This is a genomic window from Stagnimonas sp. FW305-C-60 (assembly GCF_058782965.1).
The window spans coordinates 84,085-108,416 of sequence record NZ_JBYSYF010000002.1 but is presented as its reverse complement, the minus strand read 5'-3'; the positions used below and the strand labels follow the sequence as shown (position 1 = coordinate 108,416).

Here is a 24,332-nt window from a genome sequence, read left to right as displayed (position 1 = left end):
CTTCGACGACAACGCCTGTGGGAGGGTATCCACAGCATTGTCCATTTCCTCGCTGCGATCAGCCAGGAATCACTGACAAACCAAACTGACGAGGACTCTCCATGCGCCACTTAATCCATGCATTGCTCGGCTTCTTCACCCGAACCGGTGCCAGAGCAAAATTGGCGGTCGTCCGGGTTGCGGCCCTGCTCATCGCGATTCCGCGTCCCACAGTGCTGCTGGGGCCGGAGTCAGCCCTCCAGCTCTGCGATTTCATCGCCCAACTGGGCCTGCGCCGCGTGTTGATCGTCACCGATTCGGTGCTGCATCAGTTGGGGGTCATTGAGCCGATCGTGGCGCGGCTCAGGGAGTTGAAGATCGAGGCACAGACATTCTCCGGGGTCACCCCCGATCCCACGGTTTCGGTCGTCGATTCGGGACTTTCGGTGCTGCGCGCCGCCCAAAGCGATGCGGTGCTGGCGGTGGGTGGTGGCTCGTCCATCGACGCCGCCAAGGTGATAGCTCTTGCTGCCACCAACAACCGTTCGCCGCGAGAACTGATCGGCCTGTTCAAGTCGCGGCGGCCCTCGCTGCCTCTGTTCGTGATCCCCACCACCGCCGGCACGGGCTCGGAAGTCACCATCGGGGCAGTCATTTCCGATGACCACAGCCATCAGAAGGGGATCGTCATTGACCCGCGCGTGGTGCCGCTGGCCACCGCGATTGACCCGGTGCTGATGCGCGGCATGCCCCGCAAGGTGACTGCCGAGACTGGCATCGACGCGCTGACCCATGCGCTGGAATCGTGGATGAGCGAATGGGCCAACGCACAAACCGACTTCTATGCCGGTGCAGCCGTGCGACTAATCTTCACTTTCCTGCCGCGAGCCTGCGCCGACGGCAAGGACATCGAGGCACGGACGGCCCTCGGCATGGCCTCCCACTACGCGGGTATCGCGCTGAACCAGGCCGGGCTCGGCTATGTGCATGCCATTGCCCATCAACTCGGCGCGTTCTACGGACTGCCGCATGGCCGATCCAACGCCATCGTGCTGCCGCATGTGCTGGCGTTCAACCGGGAGGTGTCTCATCGCCGCCTGGCGGAACTGGCGAGGAAAACAGGGCTGGTGGACGACAGTGCGAGTGACCAGCTCGCCACCGACTTCCTGATCGACCGCGTGAAGTTGCTGCTCCGGGAGGTCGGCATCGATGCCCGCGTCCCCGCCATCAATCCGGCACACGTCCCGACGATGGTGAAGGGGGCTTTCGCCGAAGCGCACGGCACCTATGCGGTGCCGCGCTATATGGGGCGAGAGGATGTCATCGCAGTAATCCAGGCTTTGGAAACTACTTGACCTTAGAGAATCCACCAGGTTGTCAGCGAATTCATTGGGGCATCGTGGCTGGCGCGTGCGACGAAATACGATGTTCGTATCGTGATCCATAAAGAAGATTTTGGTCTTTCGCGAGCGAAGCCTCGCCACGACGGGGTCGGCGGATTAGCGAACCTACTACTACTGCGTGAACAGCTTCCGATCCCGCTCCTTGACATGCCCCATGCGGTAGTAGGCCGCGAACCAGGTCTTGCCTTTCAGCTCGCTTGGTGGCTGCGCCAGGTTGATTTTCTGGGGCTGACTCTCGCTTTCCTTCAGCCGCACACGGAAGTGGAAGTGATCGAACAGCCGTAGCGCCTCGATGGCGTAGGCAATCGCCACCTTGCGGTCTTCGATCATCACGATGTGGTCGCCGTTTTCCTTCTCACCGCCAGCGGCGAGGTTTGAGGATCCGGTAAAGACTTTTGGATGCGCGCCGTTGAAGTCGGTGACGACGAACTTGTGATGCACCATGTTGCCTTCGCCCCCCGACCATTCCCGCTTAAATGGTTCTGGCGCGTTGGCGCCGATGTAGGCGAAAGGCAGCAGGCCGCGCGAGCCGTCGGGCTTTTGCACCGTGAGCGATCCGGTGCGCTGGGCCACACCGTAAGAGAACAGCGAGCGGTTGGTGAGGTCTTCGAGCGCGTCCTTCACCGTGCCAGTGAGCTGGGACAGGAACACCACCGCGTAGAGCACCGAGCTTTGCGCGTTCTCGATGGCCTCGGCGACAGGATCGAGTGAGAGCGCGGCGTCCTGATGCGGCGAGAAGCAGAACGAAAAGCGCGAGTCGGGCGCATCGCGGCCCACATGCCAGCTCTGCGATAGCGGGTGTTTGCGGAACTTCTTGGGGTCGTTCCAGTAAACCTGGAACACCTCGGAGAACAGCCGCGCGATGCTTGTGTCCTCGAACACCAGCACATTGTTGGCCTGGATGTAGAGGCCGCGCAGTGAGAAGTTGGTGGAACCGGCAAGCGCGCGGACGGGCTGGCCGTTGCGCTTCACGATCAGCACCTTGTTGTGCTGCTGGCGGCTGAAGTGGGTGCGCCGCACGCTCGCACCAGCGTCGAGCAGACGGCGCACGGATTCACTTTCCGGGCTGTCTTCCTCGCCGTGCTTGCCGTGGTCGTCCACCAGCGCGGTGAGTCGCGGGCCGAGTTTCTCCAGCCATCCCAGCACGGCGGGCTCGCGGCATTCGTAGATCATCGCCTCGACGGTCAGCTCTTCGTCCACGACGCAGGATTCGAGCAAGTTGAAGAGCAGCCGCCGCGCCTCGAAGCCCAGCCATTCGTAGTGCGGCTGGTAGTTGGCGACGGGATGCGACAGCTCAGCCACACCCTTCAGCTCTGGCGGCGGCAGGATGCCTTCTTTGTCCGGCCATTCACGCTGGGCATACGCCTGCGAGGAGGCGAAGGCGCGCGTGAAGCCGACGTTGACGAAGCCGCTGATGGTGACTGGATCGAGCGAGATCGCGCCCATGACACTGGCACCGGACGCTAGGCTGCTGTCTGGCCGCATGTAGCGCGCGGTGACGCGATAACCGTAGTCGCCGCGCTCGATGCGCAAGGGGACGTGTATCCAGCGGAACTTCTGGAACGGGGCGTCCAGCGTCGAGTAGCGATGGTTGGGATGCTCCGGCGCGCCCGCGAAACGCAGGCGGTTGGTGAGCGGATACCACTCGTGCGCACGCGGTGGCTTGAACTCCACGGCGAAGCCCACGAAATCGCGGGTCGCCAGACCCGGCTCCAGATCGAAGGCCAGCAAGGCCATGCCCTCGCCGCGATACAGCTTGAGGGTGAGGCCGTCGCGCTGGAACAGGCGCTCGAAATCCACGACTGGTGCCATCTGTGCTCTCCCGTTGGTTCATACCCCTTGCGGGGCTGGGCTTGCGGTCTGCCGCACTTGCCCTTGCCGCATCCTCGCCGGAGCAGGTGGCAAATCCGTCAACAAAACCGCGCCGCGTCCTGCGGCAGTTTCAGGTTGGCCCGAAAGGGAGTAGTCCGTAGCTTGTGGGTAGTTTCCCCCTGCATGAGGTTTCATGCCAGCCGCCCCGCCTGTTCCGGGGTCAGCAGTCCTCGCACCAGCATGGGCTGCACGGTCGCCGCAAGGCTTCCGGGGTGCTGGCGACACGAAGTTCAGCATCGCCTGCTTCAACCCGGCGTCCAGCCGGTCACACCATCCAGGAACCGCAAGGTTCTTCCACCCGCCGGGGATCGCAAGTCCCTGACGGGCTCTGCGCGCTCCGGTTTTCTTTGTTCTTACCGGAGTCTTTCCATGTCCCAGCACCTCGCTGCACCCGTCAACGACGGCTCCCGCTATTTCGATCTCCACACCACCGGCGTCGGCTATCTCAGCCGCGTCCGCGAGGTGAAGGTGAAGAAAGGCGAACCCTTCCTCTGCGTGGATGTTTCCGCCTTGCGCGGCAGCAGCGATGCAGTGGAATACACCCGCTTCGACTGCCGCGTCAGTGGCGAAGAGGCGATCAGCATCGTCCATCGCCTCAAGGCCGACATCGAAGCCAAGAAGAAGGTGCTGGTCGGTTTCAAGATCGGCGATCTCTACGCGGAGACCTTCACCTACGAGAAGGGCGAGAAGGCAGGCCAGACGGGGATTTCCCTCAAAGCCCACCTGCTGCGCCTCACGTTTGCGAAGGTGGACGGCGTGACGGTCTATCAGCCGCCGCGCGAAGCCGCTGCCGTCCAGCAAGCCGCGTAAGCATCCAGACCTTCACCACCCATGCGGGGACTCGTTCCCCGCAGGGGCAGCGCGTCTCCCGCTTCACCGGAGATGCGCCATGTCCCGTCTGTTCTCGGTTCGGATGTTCGTGATCTACCTACTCACCTCGCAGGCCATCGCGCTGGCAAGCGTGCTGTAGGGCGTTGTGGGGTCTCCAGCCGGTAGGGCTGCGGGGCCTTCACGGAGTGTCGTCCCAACGGTGCTGCGTGAAGGCCCCGTGGCCTCGAACCCGCCCAACCGGAGAACCCGCATGAACATCCTCGACCCTCGCTACTGGCTGCTGTGTTTCCTGGCCTCGCAGGCCATCGCCCTCGCCGTGGTGATGGCCTGATCCCTCATCCCGCGACGCCGCCCCCGGCGGCGTCTTTCCAGAGCAGACAGGGGCCTGCTGCGGAAAGACGGCCTCTCTCGTTTTCACCCTGACCGCGTGGGTTATCGCGGCGTCACCAGGCAGGTTGTTCGGATCGGGCAGCACCTGCCGCGTTCGCCAGAACGTGCGATCCATCGCGCTTCATCTCACCGCCTCGTCAGAGGCGTTCGTCCCACCCGGCGGGTGCCCTCCCGCAAGGGTTGGCGCTGGCCGTGTGTTTGTTTTCACACCACCGGAGTCATCCCATGTTGAAACTCAGCGGCACCCTGGCCATTCGCGCCATCAAAGGCTCACGCGGCGACTTCAATGTCGGCCGCCTTGTCACCGAGATTGGCGAGTTCGCCGTCAAAGACCCCCTCATCGAGGAATACGAGGAAGGTCGCTACGACGGCGAGTTCGGCATCACCGGCATCTTTCCTTCCACCTACTTCACCAATGGCCGCACCGTCGTCGAGATTCGCGCCCGCCTGGGCAGCATCGCGCTCAAGGGCATCGAGCAGTTGACCGATGAGGACACGCTGCCCGCCGTCGAACCCGATCCAATTGAGGAAGCACCCAAGCCCATCGCGGCTGAGGCTGCTCTCGAAATCCCGGAACTGGAGACCATCGTCCACGGCGCTGGCGCAGAAGCGCAGTTCCCGCCCGAAGGCGCACCGATTCCGGTGATGTCCATCGAAGAGGAACAGCGGTTCCGCACCGAGCAGGCGTTCCGCCAGTTGTTCGGCACGCTCTGGCCGCTCGCCGACAAGGTGAAGCTCGACCCCACGGTGGATCGGCAGAACTTCCGCGCCCAACGCGATGCGCTCAAGGAGCTGGGATACAAGTTCCAGCCCCTGGGCCAGCTCTGGGTCAAGGAGTAGCGGTATTTCGCTGCACTGCCGGTGGCTCTCCGCCACCGGCTTTCTTGGAGAGCCTGCTCACGCGGGTTCTGCAAGAAGGCCGGTGGCCTTCTCCAACACACCGGACGCCTGGCACCGGCACCCGACCAGGCCCCTTTGTGCGGGTAACTCCGCGCCCTGAACACATTGGCTCTGCGCCCCGCATCAGAGCCGGGATTGAATGCCGCACTGGATAACCACCGCCGATCCGTGCGTCTCGCTCCCAGGGGTTGTCTGCACTGCGCTCTCTCTCGCCGGTCTTCCGCTCCACGTATCGGAAGCCTGCATCACTCACCAGCGCCTTCTGCCGGGCCATCCGGCAGAGGGCTTTCCCAAGCACTCGACGCGAGACCTTGGGAAAGCTCTTCGGGTTTTCACTCTGGCCACGAGGGTTTCGTGGCAAGCCGCTTTCGCATCGGGAAGCAGCGGCGGGGACTCGCAAGAGTTCTTCGGTGTTCGTTCTACCTCCGGCATTCGCCGGTTTTTCCAACCCGCTGGGGCTTACGAACCCCTGCGGGGTGCGTGCGCTCCGGCTTCATCCAGGAGTTGCACATGCACAACAACGACGGCCCGCAAGGGCCTGACGATGCCAACCCGTTCGGCCCCACCCTCTACGCCTACACCCGCGCGCAAGCCTTGGCCGATGGCGTGCTGGTGGACGTGTCGAACGCTGCTGCCGAAGCTGGTTTCAGGATTCCCGTCGCCATGACGCGCGCCGCCTATGCGGACTGCGTGGAGTGGAACGACGAAGACTCCCGCCGCCAGGTCACGCAGAACGAATCGGGCCGCCTGTGGGATGTGCTGTGGATGGGCTACTGCGCCATCGCCAGCCGTCTGCAGGCACCGGAGACAGGGCGTTCGCAGGAACGCTTCCCGACCTTGCTCTACCAGCTGTATCGCGTGCCGCGCGGGGGACGGGCCACCGTTCCGCGCAAGACCACGCTCAAGCTCCACAGCGGCCCCGGCGACAACGCCGAGCACGTCATCACCATCCTGTTGCCGCACGAAGACTGAAGTTCACCCGCTGCACCCACCCCGCCGGGGCAAGCCCCGCGTGTGGGGCTTGTCTCCGGTTTCTTTCACTCACCGGAGATGTCCATGAAGCTGCGTTTCAACACTTGCACCTGCACCACCGAGTGGTCGTTCTACGAGAACCAGTCCCTCTGTCTCGCGCTCGCCTGTTGTTCGGCGCGGCCTGCGGTGGATGGAAGGTTCATCGCGGTCGCCACCAGCCCCAGCGAGCTGCGCCTCGAAGCCGACGAAATTCTGGTCAAAACCCAGGGTGAACACGTCGGCCTGATCGCGGCCTTGATCGAGGGCCAGGTGGTGCAGCCGTTCTGGACGCCGGTGTATCTCGGTGTTCACGCGGACTGCCATGCGCGTTGCCGTCTCACTGACGCGGCGCGCATCGAAGCCTACAACCTCAACTGAGCTGTTCCACCACCCGTCCGGGGACTCCTTCCCCGCAAGGGTTGGCGTGTCTCCGGGCTTCACCAGGAGAAACGTCATGGGATGGTTATTCACCCGTGGTCAGACCCGCGCTGACCTGATTCACCGCCTCACCAAGCCGGAAGAAAACGACCTGTCCAGCTACCGCACGCTCGCCCACTGCTGCAAGGGCAATGTGCTGTGGGCCGTGCAGGAAGTGACCTTCAAGCAGCACACGCCGCGTTTCGAGAAGGGCGCGCCGCATCGCTTCATTGGCTGCTACCTGCTGGGCTATGACCGCGACTGCCGGGGCTGGGGATACAAGGACATGGAGGAATCCATGCACCCGTATCACTACCACTGCCCGCTGTCTTACCTCGACATGGCCCCCGAAGCCTGTCCGGCCTGGCGCGAGGAAGTGCGCAAGCGTCATGCGCTTTCAAGCCGCCCGATTTCCGTCGGCGATCACTGGTCGCTGCTGGGTTGCACGGTGGATGTGGTGCGCATCGTCAGCGTGCGTCCCCTGCACGGCTGCGACCGCAACGGCAATCGCTACCGCCTCAAGCGTCGTCTGCTCGGTGAGAAGCTGCCGGGTTATCCGCAGCCGACGCCGGTTCAAGCCTCGCTGTCTCTCGCCCCCGAAGCCGCCACGGCCTGAACGGGGTTCATCCGCTGCGGCGCGCCCTGCGCCGCAGCTTCTCTTTCCACGTCACCGCTTCATTACCGGAGTTCATCCATGTCTGCACTCATGTTCCAGCGCCTCGCGCGCAACTTCATCAAGAACGGCTATTTCCCAACCGACGCGGAGACCACCGCGCGCATCCTCAACGCTCTCGCTCCGGCGGCGGCAGGGACGATGCGCGTGCTCGATCCCTGCGCCGGCGAAGGCGTGGCCCTGGCCGAGGTCAAAGCCCGTCTGGGCGGCGACCGCGCTGAAGCCTATGGCGTCGAATACGACCGCGAGCGTGCCTGGCACGCCAAGAGTCTGCTCGACCGCTGCATCCACGGCGACTTTCAGGACTGCCTGGTCGGCAAGCGGCAATTTGGTCTGCTGTGGCTGAACCCGCCCTATGGCGATCTGGTCTCGGACAAGTCTGGCGGGCCTTCCGATGGCAGGGGGCGCAAGCGGCTGGAGAAGCTGTTCTACCAGCGCGCGGTGCCGAGCCTGGCTTACGGCGGCGTGCTGGTGCTCATCATTCCGCACTACACGCTGGATCGGGAGTTCTCCACCTGGATCGCGGGGCAGTTCGACCGCGTGTGCGTTTACAAGGCACCGGAAGAGCAGTTCAAGCAACTGGTGGTCATCGGCATTCGCCGCCGCACGGCAGATTCCGGCCCCAGCAGCCTGATCCGCAGCCAGCTCGAAGCGGCGGGACGCGGCGAAGGGCTGGAGGTGCTGCCGGAGCAGTGGGACACGCTGCCGTATGGCGTGCCTGCGTCCAATGTCGCCGAGGTGAAGTTCGCCTACAGCGTGCTCGATCCGGCACAGTTGGCCGAAGAGCTGCACCGCTGGCCAAGTCTGTGGGATCAGTTCGAGGTGCGTTTCGCGCACATCGCCACCACCCACCGGCGTCCACTGCGGCCCCTGTCACGCTGGCATCTGGCGCTCGCGCTTGCTGCCGGGCAGGTATCCGGCGTGGTGCGTTCTGCTGGTGGCCGCAGCTTCGTGGTCAAGGGCGACACGCACAAGGAGAAGGACGTGAAGACGGAATACGAGGACCTGCCGGACGGCACGTCCTCGGAGATCCGCATCCTCACCGACAAGTTCGTGCCCGTGATCCGGGCGCTGGATTTCACGCCGCAGTCCTCCACCTTCGGGCAGGTCATCACCATTCGCTGAGCTTTCAGCATTGCCGGGTATCCGGCGGCGTCGCGCATCCGCGCGACGCTTCTCTCGAAGTGGTCTGCAAGGCCGCTTGGAGAGAAGCGTCGCATCCACCCAATCGGGCATTGCGGAGCATTGCCCACCGAATGAGTTTCACCCCCGCACGAGGGCTTCGTGCGTAGCTGCGCCAGATCGGGAAGCGCAGCAAGGGCCTCGCGGCCTTCGATCTTCGTTTCAACCCCGCCGGCATCCGCCGGTTTCACCACCCGCCGAGGGCGCAATCGCCCTCACGGGCGGCTGTGCCTTCGGCGTTTTCCTCAACTCAATGGAGAACGTCATGTCTGCACCTCATGCTGTCACTCAGCCGTCCGCTTCACTGATGGAAGTCCGGGAAGCCCCCGGTGTTTACGCCGATGCCCTGCTGCGCGACGAGCGCGGCGGTCTGCTGTTCATCTCGCTCTGGGGGCGCGACACCGCCTTGCAGGAACTGCAGGCGAGGCTCTCGCTGTCCGTGTCGGAGGGCGGAGTCAATCTGCTGCACGTTACGCACGCCAATGAGGAATCGCGGGTCAACCTCGACCGCATCCAGTGCATGGAGAAGCACTCCGGACGGCTCCCCACGCGGAATCTGTTCGGGGATGTCGCCCAGCTCTGGATTTACGACCGTCTCGCCACCGAGCCGGATCGCGCCAACCGCACGGGCCTGTTGTTCCTACGAGGCGATTCGCGGTCGGCAGCGGGCGCGGACGAACGCGGCCGCATCTGGCAACTGGTGCGCGAGGTTTCACATCTACCGCTGCTGCCGCATTGGCAAACGCCAGTGCTGGATGTGCTCGATGCCAGAGGCTGGCTGCGCCGTCTCGACGACGGGCTGGGCGTTCACGCCTGGCGTGTGGAGTTGGGCGATCCGGCCTTCGAGGGCGCGATCTCCCAGCTGATGCACGCCGGGACGCTCTGCTTGGAGCCGGAGGTTTCACCTGCTGTTGCCGAACCCCGCCGCAAGGCGGCCTGAAGTCCATTGCTGCACCCACCGCCTGGCGGGACATGCTCCCGTCAGGGTGCGTGCGCCCGCCGGGTTTTTTTCATTTCTACCCGGAGATTCACATGAGCGAAGACCTTGACGTTGTGGTGCAAGACGCAGTGCCGGTTTCGGCGCTGCCAGTTTTTGAGAAAGCGCCGGAGACGGCGCAAGCGGAGGAGCGCGTGATTGCCTTGCAGCAGTTCGTCGCCGAGTTTGGCGATGGCCTGCTGGAAGCGGTCTCGACGCAGAACCCGCCGATCTACGATGGCAGCCCCGATGCGGCGCGCGATGCGGTGATGGATGCGCTGAAGCGCAAGCCCTTCGCCGCGCAGCGTGCCGTGGTTCAGTCCGTGTGCCGCTTGCTGGTTGAAGCCGATGAACCCGCCGCCGTCATCAATGCGGAGATGGGCACCGGCAAGACCATGATGGCGATCTCGGCGGCGGCGGTGCTTCAGAAGGCCGAAGGCTACGGGCGCGTGTTGGTGATCTCGCCGCCGCACCTGGTTTACAAGTGGCGGCGCGAAATCCAGGAGACCATCCCGGACGCGAAGGTGACGGTGCTCAACGGCCCCGACACCCTGCGCAAGCTGCTCAAGGTGCGTGAAGGCGGGGCCACGGCGCGGGAGTTTTTCGTGCTGGGTCGCGTGCGGATGCGCATGGGGTTTCACTGGCGGGCCGCGTTCAACGTCCGGCGTCTCTCGGTGGAGACCAAGGGCGAAGACGGTGCGGTGGTGGATACGGAGCTGCGCGAGGTGGCGGTCTGCCCTTGCTGCGGTGCCCCGGCACGCGATGCCGATGGCAATCCGCATGAGGCTGTCACCTTCCCGACGGAAAAGCGCCTGAAGTGTGGGGAGTGCGGTTCGCCCCTGTGGTCACTGATGCGCCCGACCGGGCAACCCAAGTCGCGCCGCGAGGTGCTGGTGGATGCACTGTGTGGCCTGCCGACCATCGGCAAGGTCACGGCGGGCAAGCTCGTTGGCCGGTTTGGCGAGGAGCTGCTCAGCGGCATGATCGAGGACAACGTCTATGAGTTCGTCAATCTAATGGACGAGGACGGAGAACTCGTGTTTCACGACAAGCAGGCGCGGCGCATCGAGCGCGCGCTGGCCACGACCGAGTTTGGTTTTGGCCAGGGCGGGTATCAGCCGACGGAGTTCATCAAGCGTTACCTGCCGGACGGTTTCTTCGATCTCCTCGTGGTGGATGAAGGCCACGAGTTCAAGAACGAAGGTTCGGCACAGGGACAGGCGATGGGCGTGCTGGCGGCGAAGTCGCGCAAGGTGCTGCTGCTCACGGGCACCTTGATGGGTGGCTATGCCGACGACCTGTTTCACCTGCTGTGGCGGATCATGCCGCAGCGGATGATCGAGGACGGCTTTCGCTACACGCGCGGCAGCATCGGCGCGGCGGCGATGGGCTTCATGCGCAAGCACGGTGTGCTCAAGGACATCTACAAGCAAACCGAGGGCAAGGCACACCGCACCTCGCGCGCAAAGCAGATGACCGTCCGCACCACCAAGGCACCGGGCTTCGGCCCGAAAGGCATCGCACGGTATGTGCTGCCGTTCACCGCCTTCCTCAAGCTGCGCGACATCGGGGCCGACGTGCTGCCTGCGTATCGGGAGCATTTCACCGAGGTCAAGCCCTCGGAGGAGCAGGCGTTTCACTACGCCCGCATCCGGTCATCGTTGGTGGCCGAGATGCGGCGGGCGCTCGTGAACGGGGATCAGTCCCTGCTCGGCGTGGTGCTCAACGTGTTGCTGGCCTGGCCGGACTGCTGCTTCCGTGAGGAAGTGGTGCGGCACCCGCGCTCACGGGCGCTGATTGCCGAAGCGCCGGTGCTGTTCGGGCCGTTGGAAACCATGCCGAAGGAGCGCGAGCTGTTGCGCATCGTGAAGGCGGAGAAAGCCAGGAACCGCAAGGTGCTGGCCTACACCACCTACACGGGCACACGCGACACGACGGCGCGGTTGAAGGCGATTCTCGAAGCCGAGGGTCTGAAGGTGGCGGTGCTGAAGGCGAGCGTGGACACGTCGCAGCGGGAAGCCTGGATTGCAGATCAGGTAGATCGCGGCGTGGATGTGCTGGTGACGAACCCGGAGCTGGTGAAGACGGGCCTCGACCTGCTCGACTTCCCGACCATCGTGTTCATGCAGACGGGCTACAACGTCTATACCTTGCAGCAAGCGGCGCGCAGGTCTTGGCGCATCGGGCAGAGGCTGCCCGTGGACGTGCATTTTCTCGGCTACGGCGACACCACCCAGATCGGGTGCCTGACGCTCATGGCCAAGAAGATCGCCGTCTCGCAGTCCACCTCCGGCGACATGCCGGACACGGGGTTGGATGTCCTGAATCAGGATGCCGATTCCATCGAGGTGGCGCTGGCGAAGCAGTTGCTGGCGTGAGCGGTTGGGATGGCCCCCGTAAGGGGGCCATCCATCTTTATGCTCCTTGCGGCCAGTCTTCTGGCACAAGTGCAGGCGGCTTTGTCCAGGGCAGCTCGACAAGCGAATCCTGAAACCATTGCTCACGAAGATTGGCGTGCTCGGTCACGATTAACTGAAAGCCCGGTACTTCGCTTTCAGTGAACTTGAGCAGCAGCTCAAACATCCGGCGAACAGCCTTCAGATCGGCATCGGCTTCCTCGGTCTTTTCCACGGAGCCACCCGCATCCTTGTAAATCTGCTCAGAAGGAAAATAGACCTGGGTCGGCTGGTCAATCAGAAGGAATTGTGGAATCGGACAACTATTCTTTGCGGCGAACCAGTGCAGGGCAAGCAGTGCCGACAAGTGATAGGCGAGATGGTTCTCACCGCCACCCGTGCGACTCATGGGCACTTGGCGTTGGGGACGATCAAACAAGATCGTGGTATTCACAAGATCGAATCGCGCGGGCACATCCCGAAACTCGGCCTCGAAACTCTGTATATAGTGCGTCAGCCGCGTGGAGATGATGTTCAATATCGAGTTCAGCCGCTCGTTGCTGTCGTCTGCGCCAATACGGCGTTCCAACTCTTCGACCCGCAACTTCAGGCGACGATGTTCATCGTCAAGCCGCGTCAGTTCCTCATTCGGTATGAGGTTCTCAAGGAACAAGCTGATACGCCCAACAACTCGCGCCGCGGCGGTATTGCGCGAACCCATCTGTGCCAGCACTTCGCTCGCGGCTAGCGCCGCCGCAAGCTCGGCTTCCTTTGCTTTGATGGTATCCGCGATCTGCCGCACCTGACCGTCAAGATCGGCAAGGTAGGCATCGAGCTTGGGTCGCTGACCGACTGCAATACGTAGCTCAGCATCAAGCGACTCAAGCTCCTTCAGCAGGACCTGGGCAACCGGGGTGTCCATAGCCAGATTAGATTCGCTAAACGGCCACTGCCACTCACCAGTAGCTGAGTCTCGCGGCAATGCTTTGATGGAGGCGAGCCGATCCGATTGCTCGCTGGCTTCGGATTCATAACCACCGGCGCGCTTGGCAAACTGCCGGGCCGCATCAATCTTGACCTGCACCTCTCGGCGATCCTTCCGCAGCTGGCCAAGGCTCTCCTCGATCTGCGAGATTCGGCTGCCATCATCGCTGGGTAGCGACTCTGGCTTCCACAGCAGCGCCGACCGCAGCGCCTCGATGACACCGCCGGTATCCGAGCCACCACTCACTGTGCCGATTGCGCCGACGGTTTTGGCCTCGGAGAAAAGGCTGATCGCCTTCTCCTGAGCAGTATCCACCGCAGTCCGGGCCTGCTCCAGCAGTTTGGCGTTGAGCTTCAAATCACGCTGGGCGGTGCGCAGTTTAGATTCGAGTTCGTAGCGATCATGCGACGAGACGCCAAGCAAGATCGGGAGCGTGTCGCGGATAGCCTGAGGCTGGAACTGTTCGTTCTGCCGGTAGAAAAGCTGATCTTTGTTGGCTACCAGACCCTGCTTCTGGAAGAGGTAGTAGAAGGTGTGTTTGATGTTGGCGTCGTAGCTATTCCTGCTGTTGTCCAGTGCTACCTGCGTGCGGTTCTCAGGAATGCCGAGCAGCCGGGACAGCAAGGCAACGATGGCCTCGTCGTCCGAGTTAACGATCAACTCGCCGAAGGCCGGCACTTCGAGTGCAGCACCACGGCGCAACATCGCGGTGCTGCAACTCGCCCCGCCATTAGGCGGCGTGGGCTTCGCTACCATCACCTGCTCATTCTGATACTGGTAGATGACCGCAAACCAGGCCACCTTGTCCCGAATGATGCCTTCCGGAACATTGAACGAAGATCGCCCCATGCAGTATTCGATGATCTCAGACAAAGCGGATTTTCCGGTTGACGACCGCCCGGTGATGACATTTAGGCCATCCACGCGAAACCCTAGATCGCGGCGCTGCCCGTCATGACTGTAGATATGGATGGACTTGATCTTCATGGTCTGATTCCGAACGTCGTGTAAACCGTCACGCGGTCTCCGATGCGGGCAAACTCCTTGCCGACGAAACGCGCTGCACGCTGACAGGACTTAGTTTCGTCCGTCCCCGCGAGGGCCTTCCGCACCTTGTCGGGCACGCTGAGAATTCGGCCATGATCCGAGACGGAGATACAGCCTCGCTCCATCAGCAGACCAAACCCCTCGAAAGTGTAGGGGCGCATAGCTGTCACGCGATCTGGGAATCCCACCTGCACTTGAGGGTTTTTCTCCATGACCTTCAGCAAGTAGCTCCGCGTGCTGGCCGCGATCACCTCGCGGGAATCCTTATGCAGGCAGAGAGGGAGCACGAGCAGAGAAAGCGAGAACGGCATCCCGCGAGAATCTTCTTCCTCGTAGCCTTGCAAGGCGCGGAACAGGACCAGTCCGCAAAAAGCGGGATTGAAAAGATTCCGGATCTCGAATGGCCGCTGATCCCACCGCTTCATGTGACAACCCCAAGCAAGTTGCCCAGGCGATCCAGGAATCGGGGATGCCAGTAAACCCTGGGTTCAGGGACAGCGTTTGCAAGGATATGGAATGACCCACGGGTGACATAAGGCTCGGAGACGCGCGCCCGGATACGCAGAGACTCGTAATTGCCGCTTTCCAGGTCGGCCCATCTATAAAGCTCCTTGCCTGCCCTCAGGAGCACTTCCTCAGCACTGTTTTCGTCCAGCTCCTCGAACACCACATCACGGTATCGGCTCCATTCGTCAACTAGGCGACCCTCGTAGTCCTCGATCTCGCCCGACACCAGAAGGTTCTCGCGTGCCCACTCGGATCGCTGCTCGAACGCCCGGTAGTAGTCTAGGATCGCGCTGCGGATGCGGCTGGAAGAGATACCGATTTGTCGAAGCTGCACCACGAAAGGCCGGGGATCGTTATCGGTATCAACACCCGCTGCTGGCTCCTTGCCACGGAACGTGATGGGGAGATTGTCGAGCTTGTATTCTTCTGCAAGCGCATTGAGCTTGTCAGAGACTTCGTCACCGACAATCCCCTGTGGCCGGTTGCCAGTCAGCAAATGGATTACCGCATCGTTCCACCAGCCCTCCAGGCGCTCGAAAATCGCGGTGCGATGCTCGCGCCGAACGGTTCTCATCCGATCCTTGATGAAAGTCGGTATGTCTTCGACTCGTGGGCGGCCATCCAGAATCCGCACACGAGACAAGAAATCATGCTTTTCCGGAACGGTCAGGGCGTCGAACTCGCGCGCGATGCCTGCGATCAGTGCTGAATTGGACGAGGCAAGAGCAGCATCTGCGTCCTCTACCAGCGAGCTGGTGCCGACCGCATCCGATTGACCAGGCACGAGTCGCTTCAAAAACGAGGTGGCGGCAACCGTGCCCGTCGTGAACAAGAAAAACTTCAAGTTCGACTGGCTACGTCCATCACGCTGATAGCGTGCAAGCCAGATGCGGACTGACTTCCAAAAGTCGGTGGAGAGATCGGTCAGGCGGTCGCCCACAGCTTTGTGCTTCAGCGATGCAAGCGACTTGACCCCGTTCTCGGCCACGAAGTCCAGATCGTCGTCTTTCTCGATATGGACGATGGTCTCTTCGGGCAGCTGAAATAGTTGCAGCAACGCCAGTCTGGCCTGGTAGATATAGCCAAGACCCTGTTCCCCAGCCGAGTATTTGTCCGGTTTATCTTCGACCATATCCCCTCCCTCGATGCGCTTCTGGCGCGGCTGAGGAAACTCGTCATCAAGCCTGCGGCTCAATGCTGGGAAGATGTCGAGTCCTCTACCTGCGGTTCTATGTGCCTTGTCCGGCCACTATCGGCCAGATACTACCAAGCCCCATTCCGACGACTAAACAAGCTCCACCAAACAAACCAGCTGGGAGGCATAGCTGCCGTTCCCCGCCGTCATTCCCTTGTGCAATAGCTCGCGCTGCAAAGCGGGTTCAATGGTGGTGGTGAGAATGGAAAGTCGCTGGTCCGGCGTCATGGCGGGCGACGCAGGCGCAGATCGCAACAGCTTGTCGAACTGGCGCTCTACCGCAGGAATGCGGGTTCCATCTGCCCTCACAGCGATGATTTGCAAGATAGTCCGGCGCTCACCCTTGCCGGTGGAGGTCTCGACCAGCCAAGCCGAAACGAGAGCGTTGCCATCACTGCCCTTGACGCAGATTCCTACGTCTTCGGGTGGCAGGCTGCGCCACCGGCCCAGCTCTTCCTGCACGATGGGGTGGTCGAGGCCGAGCAGGGCGAGATCATCCGTGGCGGTCGCTGCGTCACGGTTCAATGTGAATCGTGCTTTCACGCCGGCGGCCGTAACCAATTCGATGCGTTCGGGATCGAGCTGCACAAACCGTTCGTTACGAATCACAGTCGCCTCACGCATGAACGCGGCGAGCCGATCAAGACTGGAAGACACGTCCGAGAATGGGCGGTAGTCGTCGAGGCTGAACCCCTCTAAATCCTGGAAGAGGTCGAATACCACCTGACGAGCCTCGCGTGAGTTTGATAGCGCCGCTTCAAGCTCAACTTTGGTCCGCTTCAGCTCGGGATCGGACAGCGCCTCCTGATACAGGCGGTCGTAGTTCAGGCGTTCGGAGAGCTGGCCCAGAATCTGGGCGCGGAGGTCTTCCGCCACGTTACCGTGTTCATCCACCTTGCCTACCGTCCTGGCGATCTCGGTGAGCTTCTCATCGAGCAGCAGGTAGATGCGGCCTTCAATGGTGTCGGACAGCACCAGGTTATAGACCTGCGCGGTGTGGTTCTGTCCGTAGCGATGGATTCGACCGATGCGCTGCTCCACATCCATCGGGTTCCACGGCAGGTCGAAGTTGAACAGGATGCGAGCGAACTGAAGGTTGATGCCCTCTCTGCCCGCCGCCGTGCAGACCAAAACGCGCGGGCCATCCTTCTGCCGGAAGCGACGCTCTGCCGCCACCTTCGCGCCATGATCGCCGCCGCGCAGCACCACCACACCCTGACCAGGGAAGGTGTGTTCGATCTCACGCGCGATCAAGTCAACCGTCCCCAGGTAGGTGGCGAAGATGACCACCTTCTCCTGTGCGTTCTGCCGCCAGAGCGTGCCCAGGCCATCCAGCAGCTTCTGAGCTTTGGTTTCCCGCTGCTGAGGGAAGAGACGCAGCAGATCGCCGATGCGCAGGCGCTCCTCTGGCAGGTGCAGGTCAACTGTCGCCGACGCCGCATCCTCTGCGTGCGAAGAAGCGAACTCACTGCCGTAAGGATCGGAGGCAAGCTCCAGCGCCTCTTCATCGAGCTTCTTGACAAGCCGATACTTCAGATCGGCAAGCACACGATCCGCCTCGCTTCGACCGATGGAATCGCGGGGGAAGCCATACTCTTCAAAGACCAGCTCGCGCGCTTCTTCCATCAGGCGCTCGCGGCCCTCGATGTCCAGTTCCTTGTCACGCAGAAAGGATTCATGGAGGGTCAGCATCAACAGCCTGCGCTTCAGCGTGCGTCTCACGGCTGCGAAGCTCGACGCCGCGATCTTCTGGAAGATCGCCATCAGGAAGCCTAGAGCACGGCCCTGATTGCCCTTGCGCTTCGCGAGGTCGAATCCGTCTTCCAGATACTCCCTGAGCTTCTCGTAGAACAGCCGTTCGGCAGCGCCCATTACGAACGATTCGGCGTGAACCCAGCGACGCGCGAATAGCGGTGTCCCGTCAGGCTGACAAGCATCGGCCTTCGTGCGACGGAACATCACGGTGTTCAAGCGATGCCGGTGCTCGACCATCTCCTCCGGGCTGCTGAAAAGCGTTGGATTCAGCAGCTGGGCGAGCATCCAGAACTGAAAGTGATTGCCCTGATGCGGCGTCGCCGAAAGCAACAGCAGATCGCGCGCGTGATCCTTCAGGGCCTCGGCCAGCTTATAATTTTCGGTCTTGCGAACCTTCCCGCCCGTGCGCCAGGCCGTGAGGTGGTGCGCTTCATCAAACACCACCAGATCCCAGCGCGGAGCTTCCAGCAGGCGCTTGATCCGCGCGGGACGCTTCAAGGTATCCACGCTGGCAATCAGGCGGTCGTGCTTGGCGAACGCATTGGTCTTGCGATCCGTGATGTCGCCTTCGGAACCGAACACCTCGAAGTCGAGATTGAATACCTCATTCAGCTCACGGTGCCAGTTGTTCACCAGCCCCGCAGGCACCACCATCAGTGCCCGCTTCAGCTCACCACGACTCGCCAGCTCCCGAAGAATCAGCGCGGTCTCGATGGTCTTACCTAACCCGACCTCATCGGCGATCAGGTATCGGCGAGGGGAAGCGGTAGCAATTCGATGCGTCAAAACCACCTGATGGGGCAGTAGATCAATTTTGGCCGATGTCAGCGCAGACGCACTCTCCATGATCGGCAGCGCATGGGCCTCATACGCGAGCCAGGCGCGGCGAGCACGATCATCGCCACCTTCGAGCGCGCGAACGATACGCTCGGTTCGAGAAAGCTCGCGCCGAACCAGCGTCGCCGGCACCCGGCGCTCGCCGATGCTGAAGAAGGCGCGAAGATAGCCATCGTTGGGCGGATCAAGGACAACACCCTGGCCATACTCAGGGTGGGTGATGCGCTCGCCGGGGATGAATGCGGCGGGACTATCCAGCATGTTTGTCCCCGTCGAGCCTATCGAGCGCGTCCTGAAACCGATCTTCGTTGGGGTCGGTTTCTACGGCTTTCTCAAAGGCAGCGCGTATCTCATGCTTTGGCGCTCTGCTCCATTTCAATACTCGTCCGAGGTCGAACCAAGCCCAGGCGCGACGCGTGCGCGGCGCATCCATCTGCACGACCCGGCGCAGCATCTCCTCTGCTTCTCTGAGCTGCCGGACATAGGCCCCCTTATTCCCAGCTGGGCCGCTGGGATGCACCTTTTCAGCCAGCTTCATCTTCACCTGCGCAAACTCATGCAGGGCTTTTACGTCGGCAGCGACAGCTTCCCCGGCAGCCTTGAAGTAGCTATGTGCCTTCTCCAAGCGGCCTGCGCGCTTTTCCTGAATCGCTGCGTCAAAGGCTTCCTCAACGGCATCCAGCATCGGCAAGCGATCCAGCCAAGCGGTTGCATCCTTCTGGCGGTTGTTGTCGAGGTAGGCGGCGGCGATCTGCGTGATGATCGCGGCGAGGTTCGCGGTCGGGTTGGCCTTCTTGACTGTGCCATACACCTCTTCGGCGGCGTGGGTATCTCCGCGTGCCAGTTGCTCCTTCACCAGTTCGATGGCGATGGCGACGGCACTGGGGTGACGGGCGTGGGCTTCCAGCAGGCGTCGCATTGCACCGCTGGCATCGCCTACCGCGCGCAGGTTGGCCATGTCCTGAATCGCCAGAATGGCCTGATATTCGGGATGAGCGGGCAGCGTCACCCGGAAGTAGCTGCGATCCGCATCAAAATCGAAGCGCGGCGGCTCCGAGCCGTTCTGCGTCATGGCGCGGCGCACCTTCGGGATTCCGGTTCCGCGTCCTTCCGCTAGTCGCAGCTCCTTCAGTAGCTCGCCGACTCGCCGATTCCTGGCGGGCACCGGAGGAATCGGGGCCTTGCCGTCCAGATGTGCCTGCTCGATACCGGGCACGGGGCCGGGGTAACTGATGATCTCCAGGCGATCCGAATACAGATACACCTTGATCGGCTCACTCACGCCGTCGTAGGAGCGGTGATACACCGCGTTCACCAATGCTTCGCGCAGTGCGAGCGAAGGGAAGCTGACCCAGTGCGCCGCCTTGGATGTTCTAGGCAGTTTCTGGATCAGCCGCGCTGACAGACCTTCGAGGTAGGCAAGACACTCCCGCAGCTGCTCGTGAATCGGGCGCTTATCGAACGCTTTTTCTTCGAGCATGTTGCCAGCCGCATCATCGGCAAACTGCACCACTTCGATTCGCGCACCGGGGAACCACTGCTCCGGGTTCTGGCTGAAGAACAGCAGGCCGACATTACGTGGGGCATCGTGTCCGTTGACTGGCTCGGCGATGCGCAGGCTGCGATACAGGCTGCGTGTGTCTTGTTCTTCTATCAAGCCGCTACCCACATCGTGCAAGAACTCCCGCACCTTGGTCTCGCGGATGTCCAGCACACTGGCCTGCAAGGCGCGACGGTCGTCGAACGGCACGCGCGCCGTGAGCTGCATGAGCTGGGTCTTCAACTCGGCTTTGCTGTCGGCATCCACGCTGCTGGATTCGAGACGGATGTAATACTTTCGTTGCGCCCCTTTCTCAGAATGTTCTGGGGCCTGGTGCGGACGAACCTGGCTGCCCGGTGCCCAGATCACAAGCAGGTGTTTGCCGTCCACCACCTCCGGCGAGAAGGCCGGCTGATACACCGGGTCAATGGTGTTGCAACGCCCGCGAATCCACCGCTGGGCTTCTTCCAGTTCGGCAGGGGTCAGCCCTTTGGGCGGCAGCACCGCAGCGCCATCGGCTTCGGCCACGCCGATCACGATGTAGCCGCCGTTGAGGTTCTGAAAATCGTTGGCGTAGGCGCAGATGGTGCGGATCACCTGTGCGCCGGTGAACTCCTCATTCCACGAGGCTTTGAACTCCACGCGCGAAGACTCCACCCCCCGGAAATACAGCAGGTCTTGAAGATTGATCGGAAGGATTGAAGCCATGCCGTGACTCTAGGTAATGCGCAAATGGAAAAGCCCTGCCGCCTTCGCGGCCTGGGCCAGGAGGATTTCCTGGGGATACTCGCGGGCCTCACCCCAGAGGATGCGACCGAAGTCCAGGGTGCTGTCGCCGTGCGGCGCACCGCAGCGCCAGAGCACGGCATCGCTGGCGGCCTGCACCTTGATGCGGCCATGCCCGCCGGGCAGCCAGAAGATCAGCGCCGCGTCACCCTCGTAGTAAGCCTGGAACGACAGGATCGCGTCCTTTAGGTCGTCGCCCAGCCAGCTTTCGGCATCGTGCGGCTTGAGCAAATCAAGCGCGCCTTCCAGCCCCGCCACCACCAGCGTGTTGCCGTTGTTGCTGGGCAGATCGTCCGTCCACTTGCCCACGGCGCGCAGCAGCTGGCGCAGGCTCCACACCTCACCGGCAGCACACACCTGGTTGCGCGCGTGCTCGTCCCACAGCCAGCTCACGCCGCGCCGCTGCCACACCGTGTCGAGTGTCTGTTTCATGGCTCCCCGTAAATCTCATCGTCCTCGAAGAGGGTTCCCTGCAAGGGCTTGGTCTGCTGCGATGCGGCCCAGGTGTTGTAGATCGAGACCGCCCGCGACGCAGCGTTGCGCAGCGGCTGATCCGGCCCGTTGTTGCGCAGCCATTCCAGCAAGGGGCGCAGCGCCACATGCGGGCGGAAGTTTTCGTTCTTCAGCGTGTCGGCAGCATTGATACCGCTACCGTCGTAGCAGGCACCGATCAGCACCAGTGCCTGGTCAAGATCGCTGGTGAGCTTGCGGCGGTGCCTGCCCACCCAGTCCCGCGCGAAGCCCAGCGGCTCGGTGCGGATGAAGGTCTTGTTCTGCTCGTTGCACCAGCCGCGCTGCACGAACTCGTCGGGCGTGGTGATGGAACCCCGCAGGAACTTCTGCAACTGATCGCGCTTCACGCTGCTGGAGGTGCTGAAGGTGCGCAGGAACAGGCGCGTCAGCGGCTCGGCGTTGACCGGCGGCGGCTCCTTACCCTTGTCGGCATCTTCATCAATGAGCTGGTTGATGCCGATGAGCGCGTCCTTCACCTTGATGGCGCGGCCCTCATCCACAAACACCTTGCCGTAGTGCCGTGAGAAGTATTCCAGCGCCTTACCGCGCCGGATCACCTGGATGTCCGCTGCGGGCAGGCCCTGCTTGGCGTGGTTCTCCAGCATGGACTTCAGCTGGTTCACGTCGTTCATCACCTCGCGGCGCATCCGGCCCCAGCTCACCGGCTTGGGTTCCTCGGTGCGCTTACGGCAGACGTGGATGATGTCGTATTCGATGGTCTTGGAGCCGAACTCGCCATCGCCCTTGGTCTCGTCGGAGCGGATGGGATAGGTCGCCTCCAGATAGAACCCGGCATCGAACAGCGATTCCAGCACCGCCACCCAGGGGTCGTCCTCGCTGTGATGGAAGGTGAAGGCCAGGATGCCGCTGGGCTTGAGCATCCGGTGTGCTTCGCGCCAGCACTGCGTCAGCAGCCGCTGGTAGAAGCCATCGGGATCGTCCGGCTCGCGGGCCTTGTTGGCCACGGCTTCCAGCGACTTCGGCGTGTAGTCGGCGGCGAAGTAGTCCGGATATTTGTCCTTGAGCGCGAGGCGCAGCCAGACGTAGAAGAAGTCTGAAAGCTCGGAGTAGTGCAGCAGGCCGCCGAAGGGTGGATCGGTGATGACGAGATCGAGGCTGCTTGTTCCGATCTGACTCAGTTCTGTGGACGAGCCGCGATAGACCGTCGCGGCGGAAACGGGGTCGCCGGGCAGCACCTTCTCGCTCTTGCCGGTAACTTGTCTTGCAAGCTCAGGTGCCTGTGCTTTTAGTTGCTCTACGCTCACTGCCTCCCAGGGACTAAGCGCCCAGTCGCGCCCTTCAACCAATGTCGGGACTGTAGATGTCCACGGGCCGTAGCCCATTGGCGAGAACACGCCGACTTCAATGACGGTGGATTTCGGGTGGTAGTTGTTATTCGACATGGCGGGGACGAAGTGATCCTTCGTCACATGCCAGAAGGCGAACATGCTTTGGTTGCGCAGGTAGTTCTGGAACCCACCTAGAACATATTCGCGGGTGGCCGAGTCGAACGTGCCAGTGGTAACTATCGCTTTTAGCAACTGCGTAAGAACTAGCAGCTGTCGCGGATTGAACATCGTCCACCAGTGCGTGAACCCGTGATTCGGCACACCGCCTTGCAGGTGGTGGGTCATGAATCCATAGGGCAGCTCTGAGCGCGGCCAGTAGTCGGCCAGGTCGGCATCCTTGCGAGCGGCCCATTCCTGAGCAGCGGCGTCGTATTGCCGGGCGAGCTGCGCGTCGAACGCGGCGAAGTAGCGGCCGCTGTAGGGCCGGTTGTCGCCATCGCGACGCGGCGAATAAGCCTGCACCGCGTAACCCGCCATCGCGCCGGTCTTGCCGCTGGCCTTCACGGTGTCCAGAACATCCTGCACGGTGCCACAGGCCCCGCAGGCGTAGTGCGACTTCTTGGGCACCGTGCCCAGGTCCGGCTTGAGGGTGATCTTCGTATCCGGGCAGGTCACGGTCTCTGGTAGCGTGCCGCGCACCTCCAGCAGCTTGATCTGGGCGGCGCGCGCCGCGTTCCAGCGCGCCGACGACGCGGCATCGTCCTGCGCCGAGCCGCCGTAGGGCTGTCCGCTGTCATCCTGCTTGGCGCTGCCCGCCAGCCATTGCGGATGCACCAGCAGGCTTAGCTCCACCTTCTTGTTCTTGCCCTTGTCGAGGCGAACCATCTCGGCGTGCTGACAATGCGGGCAGACCACGCCCCGGTGCCGGTCGAGCACCGAGAACGCCGGTTCGGTGGGGGCCACCACCAGCGACACGTCCGGGGCCATGCGGGCATTGTCTTCTTCCACATGGAAGGCTTCACCGCATTTCTTGCAGCGGTGCTCCCAGTGCTTCACCGTCAGCGTCTTCACCGCCATCACGGGGCTGGACATGATGGGCGTGCGGTGGCCGCAGCCCGTTACCTGACAGGGGCCGTGCTTGGCCCAGAAGGTGTAGATGATCTCCGGGCCTTCGTAGCGATAGTCCTTGCGCTGGTCGCGCGGGATGGTCAGCGGGTCGAAGCTCGCGGGCATCACCTTGTTGCTGGGCAGGTGCGTCCATTGGCCCTTTTCGCCGTTGGGGCCGTCGCAGGAGTAGAACGGCATGATCTGCGGCTTCACCTCCGCCTCGATCTCGGCAAGCAGTCGCTTCACCTCATCCAGGTTGACGTTGGCCAGCTCCTGCTTGACCACAAACCAGGCGACGGGATTGAGGTCGTTACCGACCATCTGCATCCCCAGGCGCGAGCCTTCCACCAGCGTGGTGCCGCCGCCCATGAAGATGTCGGCGACCTTCAGGTTCTTGAACGCGCCCTTCTTCTGATGGTTGGCGTAGTAGTTGTCCCAGACCAGCTTGGCGGCGTGCGAGGGATCGTCCGGGGCCTTGGTGGCCGCCGCGATGAGCATGGAGCGGAACACGCTGGAACGCCGCCGCGCCCACCATTTGGACATCTGATAAATCGGCTTGCCCGCATTACCCTCGATGATCGCCACCTGGTTGACCGGCAGGATCGGGAAGTCCACCTCCAGACAGGTCTTGGGGCGGTTGGGGTCGTTGAAGTCCACCGTCGGCAGCGCCACGGGCTTGCCTGCACCAACGGCGCGGGCGACTTCCTGGGCGAGTAGTTCTTTTTTTGTTGGCATGGGGCG

The 24,332-nt window shown here is 62.4% G+C and carries 17 protein-coding genes; 9 read left to right on the top strand and 8 right to left on the bottom strand.

Annotated elements, in window-relative coordinates:
* The first annotated feature begins 101 nt into the window (after positions 1–101).
* The gene (locus tag AC3WT6_RS07395; protein ID WP_492652941.1) at positions 102–1,334 is read left to right on the top strand and encodes an iron-containing alcohol dehydrogenase; all 1,233 of its coding nucleotides are present in this window, start codon (positions 102–104) and stop codon (positions 1,332–1,334) included.
* 159 nt (positions 1,335–1,493) lie between these two features.
* Here AC3WT6_RS07395 and AC3WT6_RS07390 read toward each other — a convergent pair whose 3' ends face one another.
* Positions 1,494–3,194, bottom strand: coding sequence for a phospholipase D-like domain-containing protein (locus AC3WT6_RS07390; protein ID WP_492652940.1), 1,701 nt, complete (start codon positions 3,192–3,194; stop codon positions 1,494–1,496).
* 429 nt (positions 3,195–3,623) lie between these two features.
* Here AC3WT6_RS07390 and AC3WT6_RS07385 point away from each other — a divergent pair, with 429 nt between their 5' ends.
* The 8 genes from AC3WT6_RS07385 (at position 3,624) to AC3WT6_RS07350 (ending at position 12,012) form a co-directional block, all read left to right on the top strand.
* Entirely contained in the window at positions 3,624–4,064 is a 441-nt protein-coding gene (locus AC3WT6_RS07385) for an STY4534 family ICE replication protein (RefSeq protein WP_492652939.1), read from the top strand.
* A gap of 636 nt (positions 4,065–4,700) precedes the next feature.
* On the top strand, positions 4,701–5,315 hold the full coding sequence (locus AC3WT6_RS07380) for a DUF3275 family protein (protein ID WP_492652938.1): 615 nt from the start codon (positions 4,701–4,703) through the stop codon (positions 5,313–5,315).
* 570 nt (positions 5,316–5,885) lie between these two features.
* A complete protein-coding gene (locus AC3WT6_RS07375; protein ID WP_492652937.1) occupies positions 5,886–6,347 on the top strand; it encodes a DUF6573 family protein in 462 nt (153 codons plus the stop codon).
* 84 nt (positions 6,348–6,431) lie between these two features.
* Entirely contained in the window at positions 6,432–6,764 is a 333-nt protein-coding gene (locus AC3WT6_RS07370) for a hypothetical protein (RefSeq protein WP_492652936.1), read from the top strand.
* 76 nt (positions 6,765–6,840) lie between these two features.
* A complete protein-coding gene (locus AC3WT6_RS07365) occupies positions 6,841–7,419 on the top strand; it encodes a hypothetical protein (protein ID WP_492652935.1) in 579 nt (192 codons plus the stop codon).
* Between the two features lie 9 nt (positions 7,420–7,428).
* Positions 7,429–8,601, top strand: coding sequence for a DUF6094 domain-containing protein (locus AC3WT6_RS07360; protein ID WP_492653814.1), 1,173 nt, complete (start codon positions 7,429–7,431; stop codon positions 8,599–8,601).
* Positions 8,602–8,923: 322 nt separating this feature from the next.
* Positions 8,924–9,598 (top strand): hypothetical protein, encoded by a 675-nt coding sequence (locus AC3WT6_RS07355; RefSeq protein WP_492652934.1) that lies wholly within the window; start codon positions 8,924–8,926, stop codon positions 9,596–9,598.
* 92 nt (positions 9,599–9,690) lie between these two features.
* A complete protein-coding gene (locus AC3WT6_RS07350) occupies positions 9,691–12,012 on the top strand; it encodes an SNF2-related protein (RefSeq protein ID WP_492652933.1) in 2,322 nt (773 codons plus the stop codon).
* A gap of 37 nt (positions 12,013–12,049) precedes the next feature.
* Here the strand turns inward: AC3WT6_RS07350 and AC3WT6_RS07345 are convergent, their stop codons facing one another.
* From AC3WT6_RS07345 to AC3WT6_RS07315, 7 genes are all read right to left on the bottom strand, one after another.
* On the bottom strand, positions 12,050–14,002 hold the full coding sequence (locus tag AC3WT6_RS07345) for a DUF3732 domain-containing protein (protein ID WP_492652932.1): 1,953 nt from the start codon (positions 14,000–14,002) through the stop codon (positions 12,050–12,052).
* Positions 13,999–14,487, bottom strand: a complete 489-nt coding sequence (locus AC3WT6_RS07340; protein WP_492652931.1) for a three component ABC system middle component — start codon at positions 14,485–14,487, stop codon at positions 13,999–14,001. Before AC3WT6_RS07340 ends, AC3WT6_RS07345 begins: the two co-directional genes overlap by 4 nt.
* On the bottom strand, positions 14,484–15,701 hold the full coding sequence (locus AC3WT6_RS07335; protein WP_492653813.1) for an ABC-three component system protein: 1,218 nt from the start codon (positions 15,699–15,701) through the stop codon (positions 14,484–14,486). The genes AC3WT6_RS07340 and AC3WT6_RS07335 overlap by 4 nt, the downstream gene beginning before the upstream one ends.
* A 153-nt stretch (positions 15,702–15,854) precedes the next feature.
* Positions 15,855–18,617, bottom strand: a complete 2,763-nt coding sequence (locus AC3WT6_RS07330) for a DEAD/DEAH box helicase (RefSeq protein ID WP_492652930.1) — start codon at positions 18,615–18,617, stop codon at positions 15,855–15,857.
* Positions 18,607–20,604, bottom strand: coding sequence for an ATP-binding protein (locus AC3WT6_RS07325; RefSeq protein ID WP_492652929.1), 1,998 nt, complete (start codon positions 20,602–20,604; stop codon positions 18,607–18,609). Before AC3WT6_RS07325 ends, AC3WT6_RS07330 begins: the two co-directional genes overlap by 11 nt.
* Before the next feature lie 9 nt (positions 20,605–20,613).
* Entirely contained in the window at positions 20,614–21,114 is a 501-nt protein-coding gene (locus AC3WT6_RS07320; protein WP_492652928.1) for a hypothetical protein, read from the bottom strand.
* Complete coding sequence (locus tag AC3WT6_RS07315) at positions 21,111–24,326, bottom strand: DUF1156 domain-containing protein (protein ID WP_492652927.1); 3,216 nt, start codon at positions 24,324–24,326, stop codon at positions 21,111–21,113. Before AC3WT6_RS07315 ends, AC3WT6_RS07320 begins: the two co-directional genes overlap by 4 nt.
* Positions 24,327–24,332 lie beyond the last annotated feature (6 nt).

What these genes read in the sequence shown, in the direction of transcription:
- AC3WT6_RS07330 (WP_492652930.1), bottom strand. Translation starts at nt 18,617, where the DNA reads ATGCTGGATAGTCCCGCCGCATTCATCCCCGGCGAGCGCATCACCCAC.
- AC3WT6_RS07385 (WP_492652939.1), top strand. Translation starts at nt 3,624, where the DNA reads ATGTCCCAGCACCTCGCTGCACCCGTCAACGACGGCTCCCGCTATTTC.
- AC3WT6_RS07335 (WP_492653813.1), bottom strand. Translation starts at nt 15,701, where the DNA reads ATGGTCGAAGATAAACCGGACAAATACTCGGCTGGGGAACAGGGTCTT.
- AC3WT6_RS07395 (WP_492652941.1), top strand. Translation starts at nt 102, where the DNA reads ATGCGCCACTTAATCCATGCATTGCTCGGCTTCTTCACCCGAACCGGT.
- AC3WT6_RS07390 (WP_492652940.1), bottom strand. Translation starts at nt 3,194, where the DNA reads ATGGCACCAGTCGTGGATTTCGAGCGCCTGTTCCAGCGCGACGGCCTC.
- AC3WT6_RS07370 (WP_492652936.1), top strand. Translation starts at nt 6,432, where the DNA reads ATGAAGCTGCGTTTCAACACTTGCACCTGCACCACCGAGTGGTCGTTC.
- AC3WT6_RS07375 (WP_492652937.1), top strand. Translation starts at nt 5,886, where the DNA reads ATGCACAACAACGACGGCCCGCAAGGGCCTGACGATGCCAACCCGTTC.
- AC3WT6_RS07340 (WP_492652931.1), bottom strand. Translation starts at nt 14,487, where the DNA reads ATGAAGCGGTGGGATCAGCGGCCATTCGAGATCCGGAATCTTTTCAAT.
- AC3WT6_RS07325 (WP_492652929.1), bottom strand. Translation starts at nt 20,604, where the DNA reads ATGGCTTCAATCCTTCCGATCAATCTTCAAGACCTGCTGTATTTCCGG.
- AC3WT6_RS07320 (WP_492652928.1), bottom strand. Translation starts at nt 21,114, where the DNA reads ATGAAACAGACACTCGACACGGTGTGGCAGCGGCGCGGCGTGAGCTGG.
- AC3WT6_RS07380 (WP_492652938.1), top strand. Translation starts at nt 4,701, where the DNA reads ATGTTGAAACTCAGCGGCACCCTGGCCATTCGCGCCATCAAAGGCTCA.
- AC3WT6_RS07315 (WP_492652927.1), bottom strand. Translation starts at nt 24,326, where the DNA reads ATGCCAACAAAAAAAGAACTACTCGCCCAGGAAGTCGCCCGCGCCGTT.
- AC3WT6_RS07345 (WP_492652932.1), bottom strand. Translation starts at nt 14,002, where the DNA reads ATGAAGATCAAGTCCATCCATATCTACAGTCATGACGGGCAGCGCCGC.
- AC3WT6_RS07355 (WP_492652934.1), top strand. Translation starts at nt 8,924, where the DNA reads ATGTCTGCACCTCATGCTGTCACTCAGCCGTCCGCTTCACTGATGGAA.
- AC3WT6_RS07350 (WP_492652933.1), top strand. Translation starts at nt 9,691, where the DNA reads ATGAGCGAAGACCTTGACGTTGTGGTGCAAGACGCAGTGCCGGTTTCG.
- AC3WT6_RS07365 (WP_492652935.1), top strand. Translation starts at nt 6,841, where the DNA reads ATGGGATGGTTATTCACCCGTGGTCAGACCCGCGCTGACCTGATTCAC.